At 67.1% G+C, this 22951-nt stretch carries 19 protein-coding genes; 7 read left to right on the top strand and 12 right to left on the bottom strand.

Annotated features, from left to right (window positions below):
• Window positions 1-21 precede the first annotated feature (21 nt).
• From mfd to FM069_RS10085, 3 genes are all read left to right on the top strand, one after another.
• Window positions 22-3462 (top strand): transcription-repair coupling factor, encoded by a 3441-nt coding sequence (gene mfd, locus FM069_RS10095; protein WP_143488174.1) that lies wholly within the window; start codon window positions 22-24, stop codon window positions 3460-3462.
• A 77-nt stretch (window positions 3463-3539) separates the two neighbouring features.
• Window positions 3540-4049: a CsiV family protein gene (locus FM069_RS10090; protein WP_143488173.1), complete on the top strand. Its 510-nt coding sequence runs from the start codon at window positions 3540-3542 to the stop codon at window positions 4047-4049.
• Window positions 4050-4068: 19 nt separating this feature from the next.
• Window positions 4069-6675 carry a DEAD/DEAH box helicase gene (locus FM069_RS10085; protein ID WP_143488172.1) on the top strand — a complete coding sequence of 869 codons (2607 nt, stop codon included), beginning with the start codon at window positions 4069-4071 and terminating at the stop codon, window positions 6673-6675.
• A gap of 1 nt (window position 6676) precedes the next feature.
• Here FM069_RS10085 and FM069_RS10080 read toward each other — a convergent pair whose 3' ends face one another.
• The 3 genes from FM069_RS10080 to FM069_RS10070 form a co-directional block, all read right to left on the bottom strand.
• Window positions 6677-7414: an S-methyl-5'-thioinosine phosphorylase gene (locus FM069_RS10080; protein ID WP_143488171.1), complete on the bottom strand. Its 738-nt coding sequence runs from the start codon at window positions 7412-7414 to the stop codon at window positions 6677-6679.
• 8 nt (window positions 7415-7422) lie between these two features.
• Window positions 7423-8427 carry a beta-N-acetylhexosaminidase gene (gene nagZ, locus FM069_RS10075; protein ID WP_143488170.1) on the bottom strand — a complete coding sequence of 335 codons (1005 nt, stop codon included), beginning with the start codon at window positions 8425-8427 and terminating at the stop codon, window positions 7423-7425.
• Between the two features lie 145 nt (window positions 8428-8572).
• A complete protein-coding gene (locus FM069_RS10070; RefSeq protein ID WP_143488169.1) occupies window positions 8573-9280 on the bottom strand; it encodes a TetR/AcrR family transcriptional regulator in 708 nt (235 codons plus the stop codon).
• Between the two features lie 232 nt (window positions 9281-9512).
• Between FM069_RS10070 and lexA the strand changes: the two genes are divergently transcribed.
• Together lexA and sulA are read left to right on the top strand one after the other, a co-directional pair.
• Complete coding sequence (lexA, locus tag FM069_RS10065; RefSeq protein ID WP_143488168.1) at window positions 9513-10121, top strand: transcriptional repressor LexA; 609 nt, start codon at window positions 9513-9515, stop codon at window positions 10119-10121.
• Between the two features lie 8 nt (window positions 10122-10129).
• A complete protein-coding gene (gene sulA, locus FM069_RS10060; protein WP_143488167.1) occupies window positions 10130-10606 on the top strand; it encodes an SOS-induced cell division inhibitor SulA in 477 nt (158 codons plus the stop codon).
• A 20-nt stretch (window positions 10607-10626) separates the two neighbouring features.
• Here the strand turns inward: sulA and FM069_RS10055 are convergent, their stop codons facing one another.
• From FM069_RS10055 to fadB, 6 genes are all read right to left on the bottom strand, one after another.
• The gene (locus FM069_RS10055; protein ID WP_143488166.1) at window positions 10627-10860 is read right to left on the bottom strand and encodes a hypothetical protein; all 234 of its coding nucleotides are present in this window, start codon (window positions 10858-10860) and stop codon (window positions 10627-10629) included.
• A 151-nt stretch (window positions 10861-11011) separates the two neighbouring features.
• Window positions 11012-11536 carry a DUF6586 family protein gene (locus tag FM069_RS10050; protein WP_143488165.1) on the bottom strand — a complete coding sequence of 175 codons (525 nt, stop codon included), beginning with the start codon at window positions 11534-11536 and terminating at the stop codon, window positions 11012-11014.
• 113 nt (window positions 11537-11649) lie between these two features.
• A complete protein-coding gene (gene topA / locus FM069_RS10045) occupies window positions 11650-14259 on the bottom strand; it encodes a type I DNA topoisomerase (RefSeq protein ID WP_143488164.1) in 2610 nt (869 codons plus the stop codon).
• 118 nt (window positions 14260-14377) lie between these two features.
• Window positions 14378-14614 (bottom strand): DUF1653 domain-containing protein, encoded by a 237-nt coding sequence (locus FM069_RS10040; RefSeq protein ID WP_143488163.1) that lies wholly within the window; start codon window positions 14612-14614, stop codon window positions 14378-14380.
• Between the two features lie 95 nt (window positions 14615-14709).
• Entirely contained in the window at window positions 14710-15885 is a 1176-nt protein-coding gene (fadA, locus tag FM069_RS10035; protein ID WP_143488162.1) for an acetyl-CoA C-acyltransferase FadA, read from the bottom strand.
• Window positions 15886-15903: 18 nt separating this feature from the next.
• A complete protein-coding gene (fadB, locus tag FM069_RS10030) occupies window positions 15904-18051 on the bottom strand; it encodes a fatty acid oxidation complex subunit alpha FadB (protein ID WP_143488161.1) in 2148 nt (715 codons plus the stop codon).
• Between the two features lie 431 nt (window positions 18052-18482).
• On the opposite strand from fadB, the gene FM069_RS10025 reads away from it, so the two are divergent.
• A complete protein-coding gene (locus FM069_RS10025) occupies window positions 18483-19286 on the top strand; it encodes a hypothetical protein (protein ID WP_143488160.1) in 804 nt (267 codons plus the stop codon).
• Window positions 19287-19303: 17 nt separating this feature from the next.
• Here FM069_RS10025 and FM069_RS10020 read toward each other — a convergent pair whose 3' ends face one another.
• Entirely contained in the window at window positions 19304-19741 is a 438-nt protein-coding gene (locus FM069_RS10020; RefSeq protein WP_143488159.1) for a hypothetical protein, read from the bottom strand.
• Window positions 19742-19824: 83 nt separating this feature from the next.
• Between FM069_RS10020 and FM069_RS10015 the strand changes: the two genes are divergently transcribed.
• Window positions 19825-20265: a universal stress protein gene (locus FM069_RS10015; protein ID WP_143488158.1), complete on the top strand. Its 441-nt coding sequence runs from the start codon at window positions 19825-19827 to the stop codon at window positions 20263-20265.
• A 39-nt stretch (window positions 20266-20304) separates the two neighbouring features.
• Here the strand turns inward: FM069_RS10015 and FM069_RS10010 are convergent, their stop codons facing one another.
• Together FM069_RS10010 and FM069_RS10005 are read right to left on the bottom strand one after the other, a co-directional pair.
• Window positions 20305-20991 carry a DUF6901 family protein gene (locus tag FM069_RS10010; RefSeq protein WP_143488157.1) on the bottom strand — a complete coding sequence of 229 codons (687 nt, stop codon included), beginning with the start codon at window positions 20989-20991 and terminating at the stop codon, window positions 20305-20307.
• 13 nt (window positions 20992-21004) lie between these two features.
• Complete coding sequence (locus FM069_RS10005) at window positions 21005-22924, bottom strand: ATP-binding cassette domain-containing protein (RefSeq protein WP_143488156.1); 1920 nt, start codon at window positions 22922-22924, stop codon at window positions 21005-21007.
• Window positions 22925-22951: the final 27 nt, after the last annotated feature.

Below are 22951 nucleotides of genomic sequence, written 5' to 3'. Positions count from 1 at the left end.
CGACCGGAGTCCCGCCTGCCCGTGCCCGTATTGCGCCTTCCGAGCCTGCCCGCCGCGGCCGGCAAACAACACTGGGGTAACCTGCCGGGCGCTGCGCTCAGCCTGGCGATCGCCGAGGCCGCCAGCGCCGCCCGCCGCTTCACCCTGCTTCTGACCACCGACAGCCAGAGCGCCGAGCGCCTGGAACAGGAACTCGGCTTCTTCGCCCCCGAGCTTCCGGTGCTGCACTTCCCGGACTGGGAGACGCTGCCCTACGACCTGTTCTCCCCCCACCAGGACATCGTTTCCCAGCGCATCGCCAGCCTCTACCGGCTGCCGGAGCTGCGCCACGGGGTGCTGGTAGTCCCCATCGCCACGGCCCTACACCGGCTGGCACCGACCCGCTTCCTGCTGGGCGGCAGCCTGGTGCTGGACGTGGGCCAGAAGCTGGACGTCGCCGCTACCCGCTCGCGCCTGGAGGCCGGCGGCTACCGGTGCGTCGACACGGTGTACGAGCACGGGGAGTTCGCCGTGCGCGGCGCGCTCATCGACATCTTCCCCATGGGCAGCAAGGTGCCTTACCGGATCGACCTCTTCGACGAAGAGATCGAGACCCTGCGCACCTTCGACCCGGAGACCCAGCGCTCGGTGGACAAGGTGGAATCGATCCGCCTGCTGCCGGCCAGGGAATTCCCCCTGGACAAGAAGGCGGTGACGGACTTCCGCGGCCGCTTCCGCGAGCGCTTCGACGTGGATTTCCGCCGCTGCCCGATCTACCAGGACCTGGCCAGCGGCATCACCCCGGCGGGCATCGAGTACTACCTGCCGCTGTTCTTCGAGGAAACCGCGACCCTCTTCGACTACCTGCCGGAGGACACACAGGTGTTCTCCCTGCCGGGCATCGAGCAGGCCGCCGAACAGTTCTGGAACGACGTGCGCAACCGCTACGAGGACCGCCGCGGCGACCTGGAGCGGCCGATCCTGCCACCCGCCGAGCTGTTCCTGCCGGTGGAGGACTGCTTCGCCCGGCTCAAGGGCTGGCCGCGGGTGGTGGCCAGCGCCGAGGATGTGGAGACCGGCATCGGCCGCGAGCGCTTCGACGCCCGTCCGCTGCCGGAACTGGCCATCGAGGCCAAGGCCAGCGAGCCCCTGGGTGCCCTGCGCCGGTTCCTCGACGGCTATGACGGCCGGGTACTGTTCACCGCGGAGACCGCCGGTCGCCGCGAGGTGCTGCTGGAACTGCTGGCCCGGCTCAAGCTGAAGCCCACCGAGGTGTCCGGCTGGCCGGCCTTCGTCGACGGCGACCAGCGCCTGGGCATCTGCGTGGCCCCCCTCGACCAGGGCCTGCTGCTGGACGGCCTGGCGCTGGTGGCGGAAAGCCCGCTGTTCGGCCAGCGGGTGATGCAACGCCGACGCCGGGAGAAGACCCGTGACGGCGGCGACAACGTCATCAAGAACCTCACCGAGCTGCGCGAAGGCGCGCCAGTGGTTCACATCGACCATGGCGTCGGCCGCTACCTGGGGCTGGTGACCATGGAGTTCGACGGCCAGGCCGCCGAGTTCCTCGCCCTGCAGTACGCCGACGAGGCCAAGCTCTACGTCCCGGTGGCGAGCCTGCACCTGATCGCCCGCTACACCGGCAGCGACGATGCCCTGGCGCCGCTGCATCGGCTCGGCTCCGAGCAGTGGCAGAAGGCCAAGCGCAAGGCCGCCGAGCAGGTCCGCGACGTGGCCGCCGAGCTGCTGGACATCTATGCCCGCCGCGCCGCCCGGGAAGGCTTCGCCTTCACCGACCCAAAGGCCGACTACGCCACTTTCTGCGCCGGCTTCCCGTTCGAGGAAACGCCCGACCAGCAGACCGCCATCGACGCGGTGCTGGCCGACATGCTGGCGCCGCGGCCGATGGACCGCCTGGTGTGCGGCGACGTGGGCTTCGGCAAGACCGAGGTGGCCATGCGCGCCGCCTTCGTCGCGGTCCATAGCGGCCGCCAGGTGGCGGTGCTGGTGCCCACCACCCTGCTGGCCCAGCAGCACTACAACAGCTTCCGCGACCGCTTCGCCGACTGGCCGGTGAAGGTCGAGGTGATGAGCCGCTTCAAGACCGCCCGGGAAGTGGACGACGCCGTGGAAAAACTCGGCGAAGGCAAGCTGGACATCGTCATCGGCACCCACAAGCTGCTCCAGGGCGACGTGCGCTTCCACAACCTCGGCCTGGTGATCATCGACGAGGAACACCGGTTCGGCGTGCGCCAGAAGGAACAGCTCAAGGCGCTGCGCAGCGAGGTGGACATCCTCACCCTCACCGCCACGCCCATCCCGCGCACCCTGAACATGGCGGTCTCCGGCATGCGCGACCTGTCCATCATCGCCACGCCGCCGGCGCGCCGCCTGTCGGTCCGCACCTTCGTCATGGAGCAGCAGAACGCCGTGATCAAGGAGGCGCTGCTGCGGGAGCTGCTGCGTGGCGGGCAGGTGTACTACCTGCACAACGACGTGAAGACCATCGAGAAGTGCGCCGCCGACCTGGCCGAACTGGTCCCCGAGGCGCGCATCGGCATCGGCCACGGGCAGATGAACGAGCGTGACCTGGAACGGGTGATGAGCGACTTCTACCACAAGCGCTTCAACGTGCTGGTGGCCTCTACCATCATCGAGACCGGCATCGACGTGCCCAGTGCCAACACCATCCTCATCGAACGCGCCGACAAGTTCGGCCTGGCCCAGTTGCACCAGTTGCGCGGCCGGGTCGGGCGCAGTCACCACCAAGCCTACGCCTACCTGCTCACGCCACCGCGCAAGCAGATGACCCCGGACGCCGAGAAGCGCCTGGAAGCCATCGCCAACGCCCAGGACCTGGGCGCCGGTTTCGTCCTGGCCACCCATGACCTGGAGATCCGCGGCGCCGGCGAACTGCTGGGCGACGGCCAGAGCGGGCAGATCCAGGCGGTGGGTTTCACCCTCTACATGGAAATGCTGGAGCGGGCGGTCAAGGCCATCCGCAAGGGCGAGCAGCCGAACCTGGAGCAACCCCTGGGCGGGGGGCCGGAGATCAACCTGCGCCTGCCGGCGCTGATCCCCGAGGACTACCTGCCGGACGTGCATGCCCGGCTGATCCTCTACAAGCGCATCGCCTCGGCGGCGGACGAAGAGGCCCTCAAGGAATTGCAGGTGGAAATGATCGACCGCTTCGGCCTGCTGCCCGAGCCCACCAAAAGCCTCATCCGCCTGACCCTGCTCAAGCTGCGCGCCGAGGTGCTCGGCATCCGCAAGATCGACGCCGGCCCCCAGGGTGGGCGCATCGAGTTCGCCGCCGACACCCAGGTGGACCCACTGGTGCTGATCAAACTGATCCAGAGCCAGCCGAAACGCTACAAGTTCGAAGGCGCTACGCTGTTCAAATTCCAGGTCCCCATGGAACGCGCCGAAGAACGCTTCAACACCCTCGAGGCGTTGCTGGAACGCCTGGCGGTGAAAGCCGCCTGAACCGGTCCGCCGCAGGCCTCGCGCCTGCGGCGCCCGGCGCCCGCCCGGGCCACCGGGCATCTCGCTGAAGGAGTCCCATGCGCCTCGCCCGTTTCCTCGTGCTGTCCGCCTCACTGCTGGCCACCGGCGCCTTCGCCGAGGGCGCCTACCAGGTGGAACTGGTGCTGTTCCGCCAGGCCGGCCAGGAGGCGGTCGATCACCCGGCGGCACCGGACGACTGGGCCGCCGGCGCACTGCCGCCCTCGCCCGCCAACCAGTTGCCCACCCGCCTCGACGAGGCGGTGGCTCGCCTGCAGCCGGCCAAGGGCTACCGGGTACTGCTGCACAAGGCCTGGAAGCAGGGCGCGCGGGTGGCGCTGGACGGCGGTGAACAGCGCCTTGGTCACTTCCCCGTGGAGGGCAACCTTGAACTGGATGACGGGCGTCCCATCCCGGCAAGGGTCCGGCTGTGGGTCAATCGCTTCGATGCCAACGGCCTGCTCACTGCCAGCGAACGCTTTCGCCAGGAGGTGCGCCTGCAGCCCGGGGAGCTGACGTACCTGGACCAGGGCAGCCTGGGCCTGCTGATCAAGGTCTCGCCCCTCTAGGGCGTCGGTGGCCACGTTCGTGCCCTCGTTCCACGACCTGCTTGCCCACGTGCCCTGGCGCGCGGCCTTCGACGCCCGCAGCCTGGCCCGCGCCCAGGCCTACGCCGACGAGCGCCGGGTAGGGCTGGATTCCCTGGGCGAGCGCCAGGTCCTCGCCCACTGCCGAAGCAGCCAGGAGCGCCTCTACAGGCAGAACATCCTGCTGATGGGCGATACGGTCAATGCGACCTGCACCTGCCCGGTCGCCTACAACTGCAAGCACTGCGCGGCGGTGCTGCTGCACCTGGAAAGCCTGGCGCCGCCGGAAGAGGATGCCCGCTCCGCGCCTCCGGCCACGCCGCCCCAGGCGGGCGCGCCGCAGCCCTGCCTGGCCCTGGGCAGCCACCCCCATACCTACTACGACGCCCGCAGCCGGCGCATGCTCACCCAGCCCCAGCACCGCGCCGGGCTGTCGTTCCGCTATGGCGAACGCCAGGTGCATGGGCCGGAGCGCCGCGTCGGCCTGCAGGTGAGCACCCTGCGGCGCCAGCCCCAGGCCGAGCAGGCGCTGCGCGAGACGCTGCTGGGCCTGGGCTTCCGTCCGGCGCTGCGGCAGAGCGGTGCCCTGCCCAAGGACTCCGCGGAGATGTTCGAGCTGCCCGGCGATGCCGACTGGCAGGCGTTCGTCCAGCGCGACCTGCCGGGCCTGCGGGAAGCCGGCTGGCGGATCGATATCCGCCCCGGCTTCCAGTTCGACCTGAGCACCGTGGAGAACTGGTACGCCCACCTGGACGAGGCCCCCCAGCACGACTGGTTCGACCTCGAGCTGGGCATCATCGTCGAGGGCCGACGGATCAGCCTGCTGCCGGTGCTGCTGCGCCTGATCCGCCGCTATCCCGAACTGCTCGCCCCGGCCCAGCTGCAACGCCACCCCGACGATGAGCCACTGCGCCTGCAACTGGACGTCACCGGCGTGGAAGGCCGCCCCTTACAGGTGGCGTTGCCATTCGGCCGCCTCAAACCGGTGCTGGCGACCCTCGGCGAACTCTACCTGCGCGAGCAGATCGAAGGCGACGCGCTGCGCCTGGCGGCCCCCGATGCCGCGCGCCTGGCGGCCCTCGATGGGCTGGCCCTGGACTGGCAGGGTGGCGAGCGCCAGCGCGACTTCGCCCGCCGCCTGCGGGAATTCCAGGCACGCCCGGTAGCCGCGCCCGAGGGCCTGCAGGCGAACCTGCGCCCCTACCAGTTGCAGGGCCTGCGCTGGATGCAGACCCTGCGGGAGCTGAAGGTGGGCGGCATCCTCGCGGACGACATGGGCCTGGGCAAGACCCTGCAGACCCTCGCCCACCTGTTGGGCGAGAAGCAGGCCGGCCGCCTGGCCCGGCCGGCCCTGGTGATCGTGCCCACCAGCCTGATCCCCAACTGGCAGGACGAGGCCGCGCGCTTCGCCCCGTCGCTGCGGGTACTGTCCCTGCACGGCCCGCAACGGCGCAAGCTGCTCCCGCGGATCGACGACCATGACCTGCTGCTGAGCACCTACGCCCTGCTGCCACGGGACGCCGACGTCCTGGCGGGGCGAGCCTTCTCGGTGCTGGTCCTGGACGAGGCGCAGTACATCAAGAATCCCGCCAGCAAGGCGTTCCAGGCCGTGGTGCGCCTGCAGGCGGAGCAGCGCCTGTGCCTGTCCGGCACGCCCCTGGAAAACCACTTGGGGGAGCTCTGGTCGCTGTTCACCTTCCTCATGCCTGGCTGGCTCGGCGACGCCAAGCGCTTCGCCCGGGACTACCGCACGCCCATCGAGCGGCACGGCGACGCCCTGCGCCTGGCCCATCTCAACGGCCGCATCCGGCCCTTCGTCCTGCGCCGGCGCAAGGAGCAGGTGGCCAGCGAGCTGCCGCCGAAGACCGAGATCGTCCACTGGGTGGAGCTGAGCGATGCCCAGCGCGATCTCTACGAGACCGTGCGCCTGGCCATGGATCGCAAGATCCGCGAGGAGATCGACCGCAAGGGCCTGGCCCGCAGCCGCATCGTCATCCTCGACGCCCTGCTGAAGCTGCGGCAGGTGTGCTGCGACCTGCGCCTCGCCGAGCCCGGGGCGGCCACGGCCGCCCGCGGCAACGCCGAGCCGGCCGGCAAGCTGGGCAGCCTGATGCGCCTGCTGGGGGAAATGCTCGCCGAGGGCCGCCGGGTGCTGCTGTTCTCCCAGTTCACCTCGATGCTGGCGCTGATCGAGGAGGAGCTGCAGCGCCGCGACATCGGCTACGTGCTACTCACTGGCTCCACCCGCGACCGCCGCGAACCGGTGGAACGCTTCCAGCGTGGTGAGGTGCCGGTGTTCCTGATCAGCCTGAAGGCCGGCGGCGTCGGCCTCAACCTCACCGCCGCGGACAGCGTGATCCACTACGACCCCTGGTGGAACCCGGCCGCGGAGAACCAGGCCACCGACCGCGCCTACCGGATCGGCCAGGACAAGCCGGTATTCGTCTACAAGCTAATCGCCCGGGGCACCGTCGAGGAAAAGATCCAGGCGCTGCAACGGGACAAGGCCGCGCTGGCCGCGAGCATCCTGGAAGGCAAGAACGAGGGCGACTGGCAACTGCGGGACGAGGACATCGACGCCCTCCTCGCCCCGTTGCCCCGCGCCTGAGTCAAGCCGCCAGCAGGTAGGTCAGGACCTCGCGGATGCGGCCAATGCCCTCGGCCAGGGCGGCCTCGATCTCGGCCATGGTGATGATCCCGCTGCTCTTGCCGGCCGCCGGGTTCACCACCAGTGCCAGGCACGCATAGGGCAGGCCCAGTTCCCGGGCCAGAGCCGCCTCCGGCATCCCGGTCATGCCGACGATGTCGCAACCATCGCGCTCCATCCGGGCGATCTCCGCCACGGTCTCCAGGCGCGGTCCTTGGGTGCAGCCATACACGCCATGGTCGCTGTGGGCAAAGCGGCAGGCCCGCAGCGCGTCCAGCAGGCGCCCGCGCAGCGCGTCGTCGTAAGGGTGGGAAAAATCGATGTGGGTCACGTGGTCCAGCTCGCCTTCGTGGAAGGTGCCGATGCGCCCGTGGGTGTAGTCGATCAACTGGTGCGGCACCGTCAGGTGGCCGGTGCCCATGTCGGCCTGGATGCCGCCGACGGCGTTCACCGCGACGATGGCCTCGGCCCCCGCCTCCTTAAGCGCCCACAGGTTGGCGCGGTAGTTCACCTGATGCGGCGGAATCCGATGGGGATGGCCGTGGCGGGCGAGGAACAGCACTTCGCGCCCGGCGAAGACACCCCGGGCGATGCCCGCCGAGGGCGCGCCGAACGGCGTGTCCGGGCTCAGCAGGGCTTTCATTTCCAGGCCTTCCAACTGGGTCAGGCCGGTGCCGCCGATGATGGCGTAGACAGTCATGGGCTACCTCAAACGAGCAGATGGGCGTCGCGCAACGCGGCGACGGCGGTCGACCAGCGGGGATCGCTGCGGTATTCGCTACCGGGAAAGGCCCGCCGGCGCATCCGCGCCAGGCGGGCGGGCGGCGTGGCCCGCAGGTGCTGCAACCGGCTCAGGGCCAGCTCCGCCGCGCCGCGGTCGTTGCAGACCAAGCCCATGTCGCAACCGGCGGCGAGCGCCGCCTCGATGCGCTCGCCGGCATCGCCCACCACGTGGGCACCGGCCATGGACAGGTCATCGCTGAAGATGACCCCGTCGAAGCCCAGCTCGCCGCGCAGGATGTCCTGCAGCCAGCGCCGGGAGAAGCCGGCGGGACGGGCGTCCACCGCCGGGTAGATGACGTGGGCCGGCATCACGCCGTCCAGCGCCCCGGCAAGCCGGGCGAAGGGCAGCATGTCGGCGGCGCGGATCGCCTCCAAGGTGCGCTCGTCGGACGGAATCGCCACGTGGGAATCGGCCTCGGCCCAGCCATGACCAGGGAAATGCTTGCCGGTGGCCCCCATGCCGGCGGCCTGCATGCCGCGGACGAACGCGCCGGCCAGGTCCACCACCCGCTGCGGATCGCCGTCGAACGCCCGGGTGCCGATCACGCCACTGCGGCCATGGTTCAGGTCGAGCACCGGGGCGAAGCTGAAGTCGAGCCCCACCGCCAGCACCTCCGTCGCCATCAGCCAGCCGCAGTGCTCGGCGAGACCCTCGGCCCTGGGCTGGGCTGACAGCTCGCCCATGGCCGGCAGGCGCAGGACATCCTGGCGCAGGCGCTGCACGCGGCCGCCCTCCTGATCCACCGCCAGCAGCAGGTCAGGTCGCACGGCGCGGATGGAATCGCACAGCTCACGCACCTGCCGGGGATGCTCGATGTTGCGGGCAAAGACGATCAAGCCGGCCACTTCCGGCTGGCGCAGGATCTGGCGATCCTCGGCGGTCAGCCAGGTGCCCGCCACATCCAGCATCAGGGAGCCTTGTACGCTCATACAGACGAATCCTCGACAAACGAAACGGCCCGACCGGGCGGACGGGCCGAGGCTGCAGTAAAGGAAACGGCGCCGGGCATCGGCGCGGAGCGCGGCGGCCGTTCCGGCGGGCTAGCTTAGCCGATGCCGGCGGACACGCCCATGGTCAGGCTTTGGCGGGGGCGGCTGGCGCCTTGCTGCGGGGCTTGAAGGCGGCGCTGACGAGGCTCTCGTCGACGACGCCGGTCTCGGCGCGCATGCCGGCCGCGAGGAACGGCACCATCATGCGCATGACCTGCTCGATGGAGGTATTCACGCCGAAATCGGTCTCGGCCATGGCCCGCAGCGCCTTGATCCCGGACATGCTGAACGCCGCGGCCCCCAACATGAAGTGCACACGCCAGAACAGTTCCAGGGGCGGCAGACGCGGCGCGGCCTCGTGGACCAGCAGCATGTAGCGGCGGAACACCTTGCCGTAGACTTCTTCCAGGTATTTGCGCAGGTGGCCCTGGCTCTGGCTGAACGCCAGGCCCAGCAGGCGCATGAAGATAGACAGGTCGTTGCCGCTACGGGGTTTCACCGCCAGGGCCTGTTCCACCAGGATTTCCAGCAGTTCTTCCAGGGAGGCCCTAGTCTCGCCCTTGCCCTGGCGGCGGTCCAGCTCACGCTCCAAGCTCTGGCAGAACGGCCCGAGGAAGCGAGAAAAGACCGCCTGGATCAGCGCTTTCTTCGAGCCGAAGTGGTAGTTCACTGCTGCCAGGTTGACTCCCGCCTTGCTCGTGATCAGGCGCAGTGACGTTTCCGCGAAACCTTTCTCCGCGAATAATTGTTCCGCCGCGTCGAGGATACGCTCGACGGTTTCCGATTGAGCCATGGGGAGAGCCACCAGACAAACACTTGTTTGAAACATACGTTTCAGGCTGCAGTTTTGTCAAGTCTCATGCCTCATGTTTCGACGCAACGGTCACACCCCTTGTAAACCAAAGCCGCCCCATGCACCACCGTGCTTCCCCGGCGGTCACCCCTCCGTCGGTCGATCCGGGCATTGCGCAGGAGCTTCTCCTGTATATAATCCCAGCCACTGTATAAAAAGACAGAGCGCCGCCATGCAGAAACTCACGCCCCGCCAGGCCGAAATCCTGGAGTTCATCAAGCGCAGCCTGGAAGATAACGGCTTCCCGCCTACCCGGGCGGAAATTGCCCAGGCGCTCGGCTTCAAGTCACCCAATGCCGCCGAGGAACACCTCAAGGCCCTGGCTCGCAAGGGCGCCATCGAGATGACCCCGGGCGCCTCCCGGGGCATCCGCATTCCCGGTTTCGAGCCGGGTGGCGAGAGCGACGGCCTGCCGGTCATCGGCCGCGTCGCTGCCGGTGCCCCTATCCTGGCGCAGCAACACATCGAGGAATCCTGCCGAATCAATCCCACCTTCTTCCATCCGAAAGCCGACTACCTGTTGCGCGTACGCGGCATGAGCATGAAGGACGTGGGCATTCTCGACGGCGACCTGCTCGCGGTGCACGTTACCCGGGAAGCACGGAACGGCCAGATCGTGGTGGCCCGCCTCGATGACGAGGTGACGGTCAAGCGCTTCAAGCGCGAAGGCGAAAAAGTCTGGCTGATCGCCGAGAACCCGGAATTCGCGCCCATCGAGGTTGACCTGCGCGAGCAGGACCTGGTGATCGAAGGTTTGAGTGTCGGCGTGATCCGCCGCTAGGAGGCCGTATGCAGTTTCCGCAGTCCCTGGACCGGGGCCAGTTGTCGCTGTTCCAGGAAGCACTGTTCAGCCAGCCGGTGACCTCGCTGTCGCCGGATACGCTGCCGGATGAATGGCTGGACGAGGGCGAAACCTTCAGCGAAGTCTCCCTGCGAGGCAGCGCCGGGAACTGCCAGCACCTGCTGGCGCCGATCCTCCGCGCCCTCAGCGAAGACCAGGATGCTCGCTGGCTCACCCTCATCGCGCCGCCCGCGGGGCAGACCCAGGACTGGCTGCGCCGTGCCGGTGCCAACCGCGAGCGCATCCTCATGCTGAACCCGCGGGGCAACCAGACGGCGCTGCAGCTGGCCTGTGAGGCGCTGCGACTGGGCCGCAGCCATACCGTGGTGAGCTGGCTTGACCCGCTGGATCGCCTGGCCCGCCAGGAACTGGTCCAGGCGGCTCGCCTGGGCCGCTCGCAGAGCCTCAACGTCCGACTTCGATAAGCCGGACCGAACGCGTTGGGTCAGTGGAGGACCCGGGGTTCGTAGTCCTGCTCCAGGTCGTCGTCCGACAGACGCCCCGCCATTTGCACACCAACGTTGAACATGGCCTTGGCCACTTCCACGTGGTGGCCCTGGAGAAATGCCTTGGCGTCAGCGGAGAAATCCAGGGTCACGAGCACTTCCTCGTCCTCGGCGCGACGCAGGATGATGCGCCCGTCGGGCAATTCGACGATTTCCAGGAAAGACGTTGGCATTCGGACTTCTTCTCCACGCGGGAACGGCACCTTGCAAGGGCGCGCATTGTAGCAGCAGCGCTACGCGGCCCCTAGCCCGCCCGGCGCCCGTCCATGGGGGTCAGACAGGCAGGAATGACGATGGAAAACACGCCTTGTCGTCAGCGGATCATCAGCATTCGGACAGAGCCGCGCGGTAGCGTAGCGCCAAGGCCTTGAGAGACTGCCGCCAGGCTTCCAGTTCGACGTGACCAGGGTCGGCCGATTCGTCGAGGGCGACCGCCTCGATCAACCCACTCTGCTCATCCGCAGGCGCAGACTTGGCCGGTTTCGTCTCGCGGGGTGGCAGAAACAAGCCGCGGTAGGCAGCCAGCAACTGCGCCAGCCAGGTTTCGCTATGCTGGGCCAGCTCCACCAGTTCCGCCAATTCCGGGTTAGGCGCGGCGATCAGCACCTCAGCGGTCAGCAACGCCTCCACCTGCAGGACGTTTGCCTGCGGTAAGCGGTAGTACCCGGTGATTTCATGACACAACCCCAGCACGGCGCCGTACAGGTGGAACAGCGCCACTTCGCGCTCGGCCTGGATCAGTGCCTGGGCGTTCATGGGACGCCCCTGTTCCGCCTTGCGCCAAGCCTCCAGGGCCAGTCCGGCGAAGTACAGCTTCTGGTTGGTGCGGGTATACAGCTCGTTGGCCATGGCGGCGACTCCTCCCGTTGGGTCCGGCGAAGCACCCTAGCGCGCCAAGGCCATCGGCGTCGAGTCGAACCGGCAAGCCGCACGGGGCGACTCGCCGGTGGAACAACCGAAACTCAGCGCTTGTCTTCGATCTTCCAGCGGCCACCGTCGTAGAAGGCCCGCCAGCCGGAGGGCTTGCCCTCCACCTCGGACTGCACGTACTGCTCCTTGGTCTTGCGGCTGAAGCGGATGACTGCAGGCCGGCCCTCAGGGTCTTTTTGCGGTGCATCCAGCAAGTAGTGGTACTTCGGATCGATCTCGTCCTTGTGGGGGATCAATTCGCTCACCAGGGGCGCCCGGGTCTCGCGGTTCTTCGGGAACTGGCTGGCAGCCAGGAACAGGCCGGACGCGCCGTCACGCAGCACATAGGTGTCATTGACCTTCTCGCACTTCAGCTCCGGCATCTTCACCGCGTCCATCTTCGGCGGTGCCGCCTCGCCGTTGCGCAGCAGCTTACGGGTGTTCTTGCAGGCCGGGTTGGTGCAGCCGAAGAACTTGCCGAAGCGGCCGGTCTTCAACTGCATTTCGCTACCGCACTTGTCGCACTCCAGGCTCGGGCCTTCGTAGCCCTTGATGCGGTACTGGCCCTGCTCGATCTCGTAGCCGGAGCAGTCCGGGTTGTTGCCGCAGATATGCAGCTTGCGGGTCTCGTCCAGCAGGTAGGCGTCCATGGCAGTGCCGCATTTCGGGCAGCGGTGCTTGCTGCGCAGCACCCGCGACTCCGACTCGCCCTCGTCATCCGCGGCGATTTCGTCGCCGGGAATGAGGTTGATGGTGGCCTTGCAGCGCTCCTTGGGGGGCAGCGCATAACCGGAACAGCCGAGGAACACTCCAGTGGAGGCGGTACGGATCATCATCGGCCGGCCGCACTCGCGGCAGGGGATATCGGTCAGGGTTGGCTGGTTGGCGCGCATGCCCTTTTCCGACACCTCGGCGACTTCCAGCTTCTTCTTGAAGTCGCCGTAGAACTCGTCCAGCAGGTGCTTCCAGTCACGCTCGCCCTGGGCCACGTCGTCCAGGTTCTCTTCCATGCCGGCGGTGAAGCCGTAGTCCATCAGGTTGGCGAAGCTCTCGTTCAGCCGGTCGGTGACGATGTCACCCATCTTCTCGGCATAGAAACGGCGGTTCTGCACCGTGACGTAGCCGCGCTCCTGGATGGTGGAGATGATCGCCGCGTAGGTCGACGGGCGGCCGATGCCACGTTTTTCCAGCTCCTTGACCAGGCTGGCCTCGGAGAAGCGCGCCGGCGGCTTGGTGAAATGCTGGGACGGGTCGAGCTTGAGCAGGTCGAGTCCCTCGCCTTCCTTCATATCCGGCAGCACCGCATCTTCGCCAGGCTTGCTCTGTTGCGGCAGCACGCGGGTGTAGCCATCGAACTTGAGGATGCGGCCCTTGGCACGCAGCTCGAACTCGCTGGCCTTCACGGTGACGCTGGTGGACAGGTATTCCGCCGGCGGCATCTGGCAGGCGACGAACTGGCGCCAGATCAGCTCATACAGGCGCTCCGCATCCCGCTCCATGCCCGAGAGCTGGGCCGGACGCAGGTTGACGTCGGAAGGACGGATCGCCTCGTGGGCCTCCTGGGCCCCTTCCTTGCTGGAATAGACGTTGGCCTTAGCCGGCAGGTACTGCTTGCCGAACTCGTCCTCGATGAAGCTGCGGGCCATGGCCAGCGCATCGGCGGACAAATTGGTGGAGTCGGTACGCATGTAGGTGATGTAGCCGGCCTCGTACAAGCGCTGGGCCATCATCATGGTTTTCTTCACCCCGAAGCCCAGGCGGTTGCTGGCGGCCTGCTGCAGGGTGGAGGTGATGAACGGGGCGGAAGGACGGCTGCTGGTGGGCTTGTCCTCGCGCTTGACGACGCTATAGCTGGAGGCCTTGAGGATCGCCAGCGCCGCCATGGCCTGGGCCTCGTTCAGCGGCCTGAAGGCCTCGCCGTTCTGCCGGGCGACCTCGAAGCGCACGTTGGCCCCCTTGGCGGTGCCCAGGTCGGCGTGGATCTCCCAGTATTCCTCCGGGACGAACGCGCGGATTTCCCGCTCGCGCTCCACCACCAGTTTCACCGCCACCGATTGCACCCGGCCGGCGGACAGGCCCCGGGCGATCTTTTGCCAGAGCAGCGGGGACACCATGTAGCCCACCACGCGGTCGAGGAAACGCCGCGCCTGCTGGGCGTTGACCCGGTTGATGTCCAGCTCGCCCGGCTGGGAGAAGGCATCCTGAATGGCCTTCTTGGTGATCTCGTTGAAGACCACGCGCCGGTAGCGGCTCTCGTCGCCACCGATGGACTCGCGCAGGTGCCAGGCAATGGCTTCCCCCTCGCGGTCCAAGTCGGTCGCGAGGTAGATGGTGTCGGCTTCTTTGGCCAGGCGGCGCAATTCGTCGATCACCTTTTCCTTGCCCGGCAGGATCTCGTACTTGGCCTTCCAGCCATGCTCGGGATCGACGCCCATGCGAGCGAACAGCTGGCGCTTGGCCTTTTCCTTGGGCGACAGCGCGGGCGCTTCGGCGGCCGCGGCCTTGCCACGCTTGGCCGGTTCCTTGGCGGCGCTGGCGGATCCGCTGGTGGGCAGATCGCGGATATGGCCGATGCTCGACTTCACCACGTACTGGTTGCCCAGGTACTTGTTGATGGTCTTGGCCTTGGCCGGGGATTCCACGATGACCAGCGATTTGCCCATGGATCAGAAGATTCCTGAATGCGAAGAGGAGAAAGAGGCGGGAGCCGCCTGGCGCGGCACCGCTATATATAGTGGCGACTCCCGGCAGGTCAAGGGCGCCGCCTCGGGAGAAAGGAGATCAGGCCCGCGGGAAGGGATCGGGTTCCTCGCTCAGCAGGGCGAAGCGAGCGATCACCTCGCCCTCCACTTCCACGGTGCTGGCGAACATCTCGAGCGGCCTCACCCAGAGACCGAAATCGCCATACAGCGCCTGGTACACCACGACCTGCTCGCCGTTCTCCGAGTGCTGGGCCACGCCGAACACCCGGTACTGGCGGCCTTTGTAATGACGATAGAGTCCCGGTTGCACGGTCATGTTCCCTCCTCGGCTGTTTCGCGAAAAAACGAAAGCCGGGGCACTGGGCCCCGGCTCTGCCGTCACGGCGCCTTGCGACGCCGCGGCGGTGTTCCTCAGACGCGCTCGAACACGGTGGTGATGCCCTGGCCGAGGCCCACGCACATGGTGGCCACGCCCAGGTTACCGCCGTTCTGTTTCATCACGTTGAGCAGAGTGCCGGAAATCCGCGCACCGGAACAGCCGAACGGGTGACCCAGGGCGATGGCGCCGCCGTGCAGGTTGACCTTCTGGTCCATCTTGTCCAGTACCTTGAGGTCCTTGAGGACCGGCAGGGCCTGGGCGGCGAACGCTTCGTTGAGCTCGAAGAAGTCGATATCTTCGATGGTCAGACCCGCGCGTTTCAGCGCTTTCTGGGTGGCCGGCACCGGGCCGTAGCCCATGATCGCCGGGTCGACGCCCGCCACCGCCATGGCCCGTACCCGCGCCATGGGCTGGATACCCAGGTCCTGGGCGCGCTGGGCGGACATGACGATCATGCAGGAGGCGCCGTCGGTGATCTGCGAGGACGTGCCCGCGGTCACGGTACCGCCCTTGGGGTTGAACGCCGGCTTCAGGGAGGCCAGGCCTTCCAGGGTGGTCTCGGGACGAATGGTCTCGTCGTAGTCGAACACCTTCAGGAAGCCGTTCTCGTCGTAGCCTTGCATCGGGATGATCTCATCCTTGAACTTGCCTTCAACGGTGGCCTTGTGGGCCAGCTGGTGCGAACGCACACCGAACTGGTCCTGGGCTTCGCGGGTAATGCCGTGCATCTTGCCGAGCATCTCGGCGGTCAGGCCCATCATCCCGGAGGCCTTGGCAGCGTACAGCGACAGGTGCGGGTTCGGGTCGACGCCGTGCATCATGCCGACGTGGCCCATGTGCTCCACGCCGCCGACGACGAAGACGTCGCCGTTGCCGGTCTGGATGGCCTGCACCGCGGTGTGCAGCGCGCTCATGGACGAACCGCACAGGCGGCTGACCGTCTGGCCGGCGCTGGTGTGGGGGATCTGGGTCAGCAGCGACGCCATGCGGGCGATGTTCCAGCCCTGCTCCAGGGTCTGGTTCACGCAGCCCCAGATCACGTCTTCCACTTCGGCCGGATTGACCTTCTCGTTACGCTCCAGCAGCTTGCTGATCAGGTGCGCGGACATGTCTTCGGCGCGGGTGTTGCGGTGCATGCCACCCTTGGAACGACCCATCGGGGTACGGCCGAAGTCGACAATGACGGCGTCTCTCGGATTCAGACTCATATCTTCACTCTCGCTCGATTAACCGAAGAACTTCTGGCCGTTCTTGGCCATTTCGCGCAGTTTCTCGGTCGGGTGGTACAGCGGGCCGAGGTCGGCGTACTTGTCCGCCAGGGCGACGAATTCGGCCACGCCGATGCTGTCGATGTAGCGCAGTGCACCCCCGCGGAAGGGCGGGAAGCCGATGCCGTAGATCAGGCCCATGTCGGCCTCGGCGGCGCTGTCGACGATGCCGTCTTCCAGGCAGCGTACGGTCTCCAGGCACAGCGGAATCATCATGAAGTTGATGATGTCCTCGTCGGTCACCTCACGCTTCTCGTACACGATCGGGGCGAGCACTTCGAGCACCGACTCGTCGAAGATCTTCTTCGGCTTGCCGCGCTTGTCGGTCTCGTAGACGTAGAAGCCCTTGCCGTTCTTCTGGCCCAGGCGCTTGGCCTCGTACAGGGCGTCGATGGCGGACTTGCGGTCGTCCTTCATGCGGTCCGGGAAACCCTCGGCCATCACGTCGCGACCATGGTGACCGGTGTCGATGCCGACTACGTCCATCAGGTAGGCCGGGCCCATGGGCCAGCCGAACTTCTCCATCACCTTGTCGATGCGGACGAAGTCCACGCCGGCGCTGACCAGCCTGGCGAAGCCGCCGAAGTACGGGAACAGCACGCGGTTGACCAGGAAGCCCGGGCAATCGTTGACCACGATCGGGGTCTTGCCCATCTTCTTGGCGTAGGCAACGGTGGTGGCGACAGCGGTCTCACCGGACTTCTCGCCACGGATCACTTCCACCAGCGGCATCATGTGCACCGGGTTGAAGAAGTGCATGCCGACGAAGTTCTGCGGACGCTTGAGCGCCTGGGCCAGCAGGCTGATGGAGATGGTGGAGGTGTTGGACGCGAGGATCGCGTCTTCCTTCACCGCACCTTCCACCTCGGCCAGGACCGATTGCTTGATCTTCGGGTTCTCCACCACCGCCTCGACGACGATGTCGACGTTGGCGAAGTCGCCGTAGGACAGGGTCGGGCGGATGGCGTTGAGGGCCTCGGCCATCTTCGCCGGGGTCAGGCGACCTTTCTCGACGCGCTTGCCGAGCAGCTTGGAGGCTTCGCCGAGGCCCAGTTCGATGGCTTCCTCGCGGATGTCCTTCATCAGGATCGGCGTGCCCTTGACGGCGGACTGGTAGGCGATGCCGCCGCCCATGATGCCGGCGCCCAGCACGGCCGCCATTTTCACGTCCTTGGCCTGCTTGTCGTAGTCCTTGGCCTTCTTCTTCAGTTCCTGGTCGTTGAGGAACAGGCCGATCAGGCTTGCCGCGACCGGGGTCTTGGCCAGCTTGACGAAACCGGTGGCCTCGACTTCGAGGGCCTTGTCACGGCCGAAGCTGGCGGCTTTCTGGATGCTCTTGATGGCTTCGACCGGGGCCGGGTAGTTCGGGCCAGCCTGGCCGGCGACGAAGCCCTTGGCGGTCTCGAAGGCCATCATCTGCTCGATGGCGTTGAGCTTGAGTTTCTCCAGCTTGGGCTGACGCTTGGCCTTGTAGTCCAGCTCGCCGGAAATGGCGCGCTTGACCAGGTCCAGCGCGGCGTCCTTGAGCAGCTCGGGCTTCACCACCGCATCGACGGCGCTGACCTTCAGGGCATCGGCGGCGCTGTTCTCCTTGCCGGAGGCGATCCACTCGATGGCGTTGTCGGTACCGATCAGGCGCGGCAGGCGCACGGTGCCGCCGAAGCCCGGGTAGATGCCCAGCTTGACTTCCGGCAGGCCGATCTTGGCGGTTTCCGAGGCGACGCGGTAATCCGCGGCCAGGCACATCTCCAGGCCACCGCCCAGGGCGATGCCGTTGATGGCCGCCACGGTGGGCACGCCCAGGTCTTCGAAATCGCTGAAGATCTTGTTGGCTTCGAGGTTGCCGGCCACCAGTTCTTCGTCGGGGAGCTTGAAGTTGTCGACGAACTCGGTGATGTCGGCGCCGACGATGAACACGTCTTTGCCACTGGTGACGATCACGCCTTTGATCGAACCGTCGGCCTTGATCGTGTCCACTGCCTGACGCAGTTCGTTCAAGGTCAAACGGTTGAATTTGTTGACGGACTCACCCTTGAGGTCGAAATTCAATTCGACGATGCCGCCCTCAAGAGCTTTAACCGTGATGGCTTTACCTTCGTAAATCATCAACTGATCTCCACGGTATGGAAGCTGGACAGTTTCACATCGGACACCTTCGGCGAGCCGCCCAAGGCACGTGCCGTGGGCTTTGGCGCAATCCGTACGGCATACCCGCCGACGCGGTAAATCGGGTCGTGACGGCGCTTGCCAGGGAGCAAACGCTCAATTCATACGCCCGTTTGATTGGGGTCCGCACACCTTCGGGGAAAAGCGTGCGATTGTCAATTGCACTGAAAGCGACTGGCGCGGCGCACCACGTGCCGGAAACCACCGCGACGCGTCGTCGCAGTCGCTGCGGTCGCCAGACTCTAGCGACCGCCCGGCCCTGCCTGGATAAACCGGCGACCCGACGCTACAGTCGATTTTTCCAATGGACGGAATCGGCCCGTCCTGAGGATAACAACAACGAAACCCTGCACGGGTTCCCGGAGATGCCCATGACGCGCCACCTGCCGGTCCTGTTGTTGAGCCTGACCCTCGGCCTCTGCTGCCCGCCGGCATCGGCGGCCGACCCGTCCGCGAGCCTCGCCGCGTTGCAGCGGATGCGCGTCGCCAGCCAGCAGAGCCTGACCGACTTCTACCTGTTCAGCGGAATGGAGGGGGATCGGCGCTACGCCCAGGCGCTGGATGACTCCACCAAGGCCGCATCCACGGCCCTGGATCAGCTGGGGGAGCTGCCGGGCGACGGCTCGCGGGCCCTGGTCGACCCGCTGCGGCAGGCCTGGCAGGACTATGCCAGCCATCTGACCACCCTGGTGCAGACCTACCGCAGCCAGGGGTTCACCGACCCGCAGCCGGTCACCGACACGGTGTCCCGGCAGCGCCGCCTGCGCCAACAAGCGGACGCCCTCTACCTGAAGATCGAGCAGGACGCGGCCTGGCAGGTCCCACCCCTGACCCAGCGCGCCCGAGACCTGGGCCTGTTCATGGCCGACATCGCCACCGCCTATGCGGCACGCAACGCCTCGGTGGGCGGCGGGGCCAGCGGTAAAGGCAGTGACCTGCTGGATCGCCAGGTGGACGAGTTCGACAAGCGCCTGCACGCCCTGGCCCAGGCGACGGAGAACACCGATGCCACCCGCCAGGCCCTGCAGCGCGTGGAAACCACCTGGCGCTACCTGCAGCCCACCTTGCGCAACCATGACGAGAACAGCGCACCCATGGTGGTGAACAGCTATGCGGGGCAGATCGTCGAGGGGCTGGAGACGCTCGCCGGCCAGTACGCGGCGATGGCCAAGTGAACGCAGCGCTGCTGGCGTCAGGCCAGGGCGCGCAGGAAGGCGTCCACGCGCTGCAAGGCCTCCTCGCCTCCCCGCTCGCCCCAGCACAGGGCGACCATCTGCGGCGTGGCTTCGGCCTTGTACACGTCGGCCGGCAGGCGGGCGAGATGCTCCACCAGGCGCGGGTCCTCGCAGGGCTCGCGCCACTGGTTGAGCCAGGTCCCCTCGGCCAGTTGCCAATAACACCAGGCGTCGACGTGGCCACGCAGGCGAGGCCGGTGGTACTGCGGGCAACTGCCGGGCAGCTCGCGCTCCAGCCAGAACGGCCACGCCTGGGGCACGAGTTGCATGGCCAGCCCAAGGCGACGAGCCTGCAGGCGCACCTCCATGCTGCCCCGCTGCCGGCGCGACGGCACGAGCCAGACCAGCGGGCTCAGCGCCAGCGCAACGAACAGCAACACCCAGCCCATGCTCATTTGGTTATCCTGCTGCCATCGAATCCGTTTTCCATGGCCCCACGGCCATGTACCCCTCCCCCGTCCTTCAGGAGAACACCCCCATGACCTACCAGCACATCCTGATCGCCGTCGATCTCACCGAAGACTGTCACCCGGTGATCGAGCGCGCCCAGTCCCTGGCCCGGGCCAACAACGCCAAGCTGTCCCTGGTGCACATCGTCGAGCCCATGGCCATGGCCTTCGGCGGTGACGTGCCGATGGACCTGTCGATGCTGCAGCAGCAGCAATTCGAACAGGCCCGGGAACGCCTAGACACCTTCGCCTCGCGTTACCCCGAGCTGCAACCCGACCAGCGCCACCTGGCCTACGGCCAGCCGCGCCAGGAAATCCACCGGCTTGCCGCCGAGCAGCGCTGCGACCTGGTGGTGGTAGGCAGCCATGGCCGCCACGGCCTGGCCCTGCTGCTGGGCTCCACCGCCAACGACCTGCTGCACGGCGCGCCCTGCGACGTGCTGGCCGTGCGCCTGAAGAAAGCCGAGTAAGCCGTTACGCCGCCGCCGGCCTGCCGGCGGCCTTCCCCGTCAGTCGAAGCCTTCGCCGGCGCTCATCACCAGTGGCCGGATCTTCTGCAGTTGCGTTTCCAGGGAATAGGTCATGCTGGAGGCCATGGAGAAGAAGGTAAGGAACGCCTTGAGGTTGGAATCGCCCTCGCAGGTGTCGTGGATGCGTTGCCAGAACGCCTGGTTGACCAGCTGCAATTGCTGGAACAGCCGCACCAGCCCTTTCAGTTCCCAGTCCGCATGGCGCCCTTCGCGCATGTTGAAGTACTGCCGCGCCAGGTAGATGGATACGGTGCGCAGGATGAATTCCCGGTTGCTGGCGAACGGCAGGTGCTGCTGGGCCATGGGCTTGAGCTTGCCCAGCATCGGGCAGGCGCTGGTGGCCATGATCACCCCCAGCAGCGCCCGCAGGCCCTCCTCCAGGCCCACGGTCTTCACGTACTCCCGTTCCGGGGTGCGCACCCAGACCACCGCCTTCTTGAAGGCCGGCAGGCCGTGGAAATCCTCGATCACCCGATGCAGGTCCACCGCCGCCGGGCAGTTGGGATGGGTCGCCACGCTCAGCGGGCAGTTGCTGCACTGGTGGTAGTCCAACCGCGTCCACTTGGGCGCGATGGCGGCCCGTTCCTCGTCGTATTCCCGGTCGATCTCGATGCGATAGCTGAACTCGTGATCGTCATCCAGGGTGATGCGGTATTCGATAGCCATGCTCAGCTCGCCCTCAACCGTCCAGTTCGGCCCAGCGCTCCAGTAACCGGTCCAGCTCCTGCTGCAGCGTCTCCAGGCGCGCCAGGGCCGCCGTGGTTTCCGCCGCCGGCCGCTGGTAGAACGCCGGGTCGGCGGTCTCCGCCTGGACCGCCGCCAGGTCCCGCTCCAACGCGTCGATCTGCTCCGGCAAGGCGTCCAGTTCGCGCTGCAGCTTGTAGCTGAGTTTCTTCTTCGCCACCTCCGGTTTCGCCACGGCCGGCGCGGGCGCCTCGCTGGCCGCCGGGGCGCCGGCCTGGGCCTCGCCCCGTGGCGGCTTGGCGTCGCCCACACCCAGCAGGCGTGGCGAACCGCCCTGGCGCAGCCAGTCCTGGTAGCCACCGACGTATTCGCGGACCCGGCCTTCCCCCTCGAACACCAGGGTGCTGGTGACCACGTTGTCGAGGAACGCCCGGTCGTGGCTGACCATCAGTACGGTGCCCTGGAAGCCCAGCAAGACTTCCTCCAGCAACTCCAGGGTTTCCACGTCCAGGTCGTTGGTGGGTTCGTCCAGCACCAGCAGGTTGGCCGGCTTGCTGAACAGCCGGGCCAGCAGCAACCGCGCCCGCTCGCCACCGGACAGCGCCTTGACCGGGGTCCGTGCCCGCTGCGGGCTGAACAGGAAGTCGCCCAGGTAGCTCAGCACGTGGCGGTTCTGCCCGTCGATCTCGATGAAATCGCGGCCCTCCGCGAGGTTGTCGATCACCGTCTTCTCAGGGTCCAGCTGCTGACGCAGCTGGTCGAAGTAGGCCACTTCCAGCTTGGTGCCCACCGCGATGGTGCCGCGGGTAGGTTGCAGGTCACCCAGCAGCAGCTTGAGCAGCGTGGTCTTGCCGGTCCCGTTGGCCCCCAGCAGGCCGATGCGGTCGCCCCGTTGCAGCACCAGGGAGAAATCCTGGATCAATGGCTGGCCGCCCGGATGAGCATAGTCGACGTGCTCGGCGACGATCACCTGCTTGCCGGACTTGTCCGCCGTTTCCAGCTGGAAGCTGGCCTTGCCCTGGCGCTCGCGTCGCTCGCTGCGTTCGCTGCGCATCGCCTTGAGGGCGCGCACGCGGCCTTCGTTGCGGGTACGGCGGGCCTTGATGCCCTGGCGGATCCACACCTCCTCCTGGGCCAGCTTCTTGTCGAACAGCGCGTTGGCGGTCTCTTCCGCCGCCAGTTGCTGCTCCTTGTGCACGAGGAAGCTGGCGTAGTCGCCGTTCCAGTCGATCAGGTGGCCGCGATCCAGTTCGAGGATGCGGGTCGCCAGGTTCTGCAGGAAGGAGCGGTCGTGGGTGATGAACAGCACGGCACCGTTGTAGCCCAGCAGCGCCTCTTCCAGCCAGGCGATGGCGCCGATGTCCAGGTGGTTGGTGGGCTCGTCCAGCAGCAGCAGGTCCGGCTCCGATACCAGGGCCTGGGCCAGCAGGACCCGCCGCCGCCAGCCGCCGGAGAGTTCGGCGAGGGTCTTGTCCGCCGGAAGCTGCAGGCGACTCAGGGTGCTGTCCACCAATTGCTGCAGGCGCCAGCCATCGCGGGCTTCCAGTTCCTGCTGGACATGGGTGAGCGCATCCAGGTCGGCCTGGTCGTGGATGTGCTGGCTGAGGTGGTGGTAGCGCGCGAGCAGCTCGCCGACGCCGGCCAGCCCCTCGGCCACCACGTCGAACACGGTACGCTCGTCCGCCGGCGGCAGTTCCTGGGGCAGCTCGCCGATCTTCAGCCCGGGCGCCCGCCAGATCTCGCCGTCGTCGGGCATCTGCTCGCCCTTCACCAGGCGCAGCAGGCTCGACTTGCCAGTGCCGTTGCGGCCGATCACGCAGACTCGCTCGCCGCGGTCGATCTGCCAGGAAACGCCGTCCAGCAAGGGTGTGGTGCCATAGGCCAGGGCGACGTCGGTGAACTTGAGCAGGGCCATGGGCACCTCCGGAAAAAACTGCGGCGC

The sequence above is a fragment of the Pseudomonas mangiferae genome, from assembly GCF_007109405.1.
Taxonomy (GTDB): domain Bacteria; phylum Pseudomonadota; class Gammaproteobacteria; order Pseudomonadales; family Pseudomonadaceae; genus Pseudomonas_T; species Pseudomonas_T mangiferae.
This window is presented reverse-complemented; position numbering and strand designations above follow the sequence as displayed.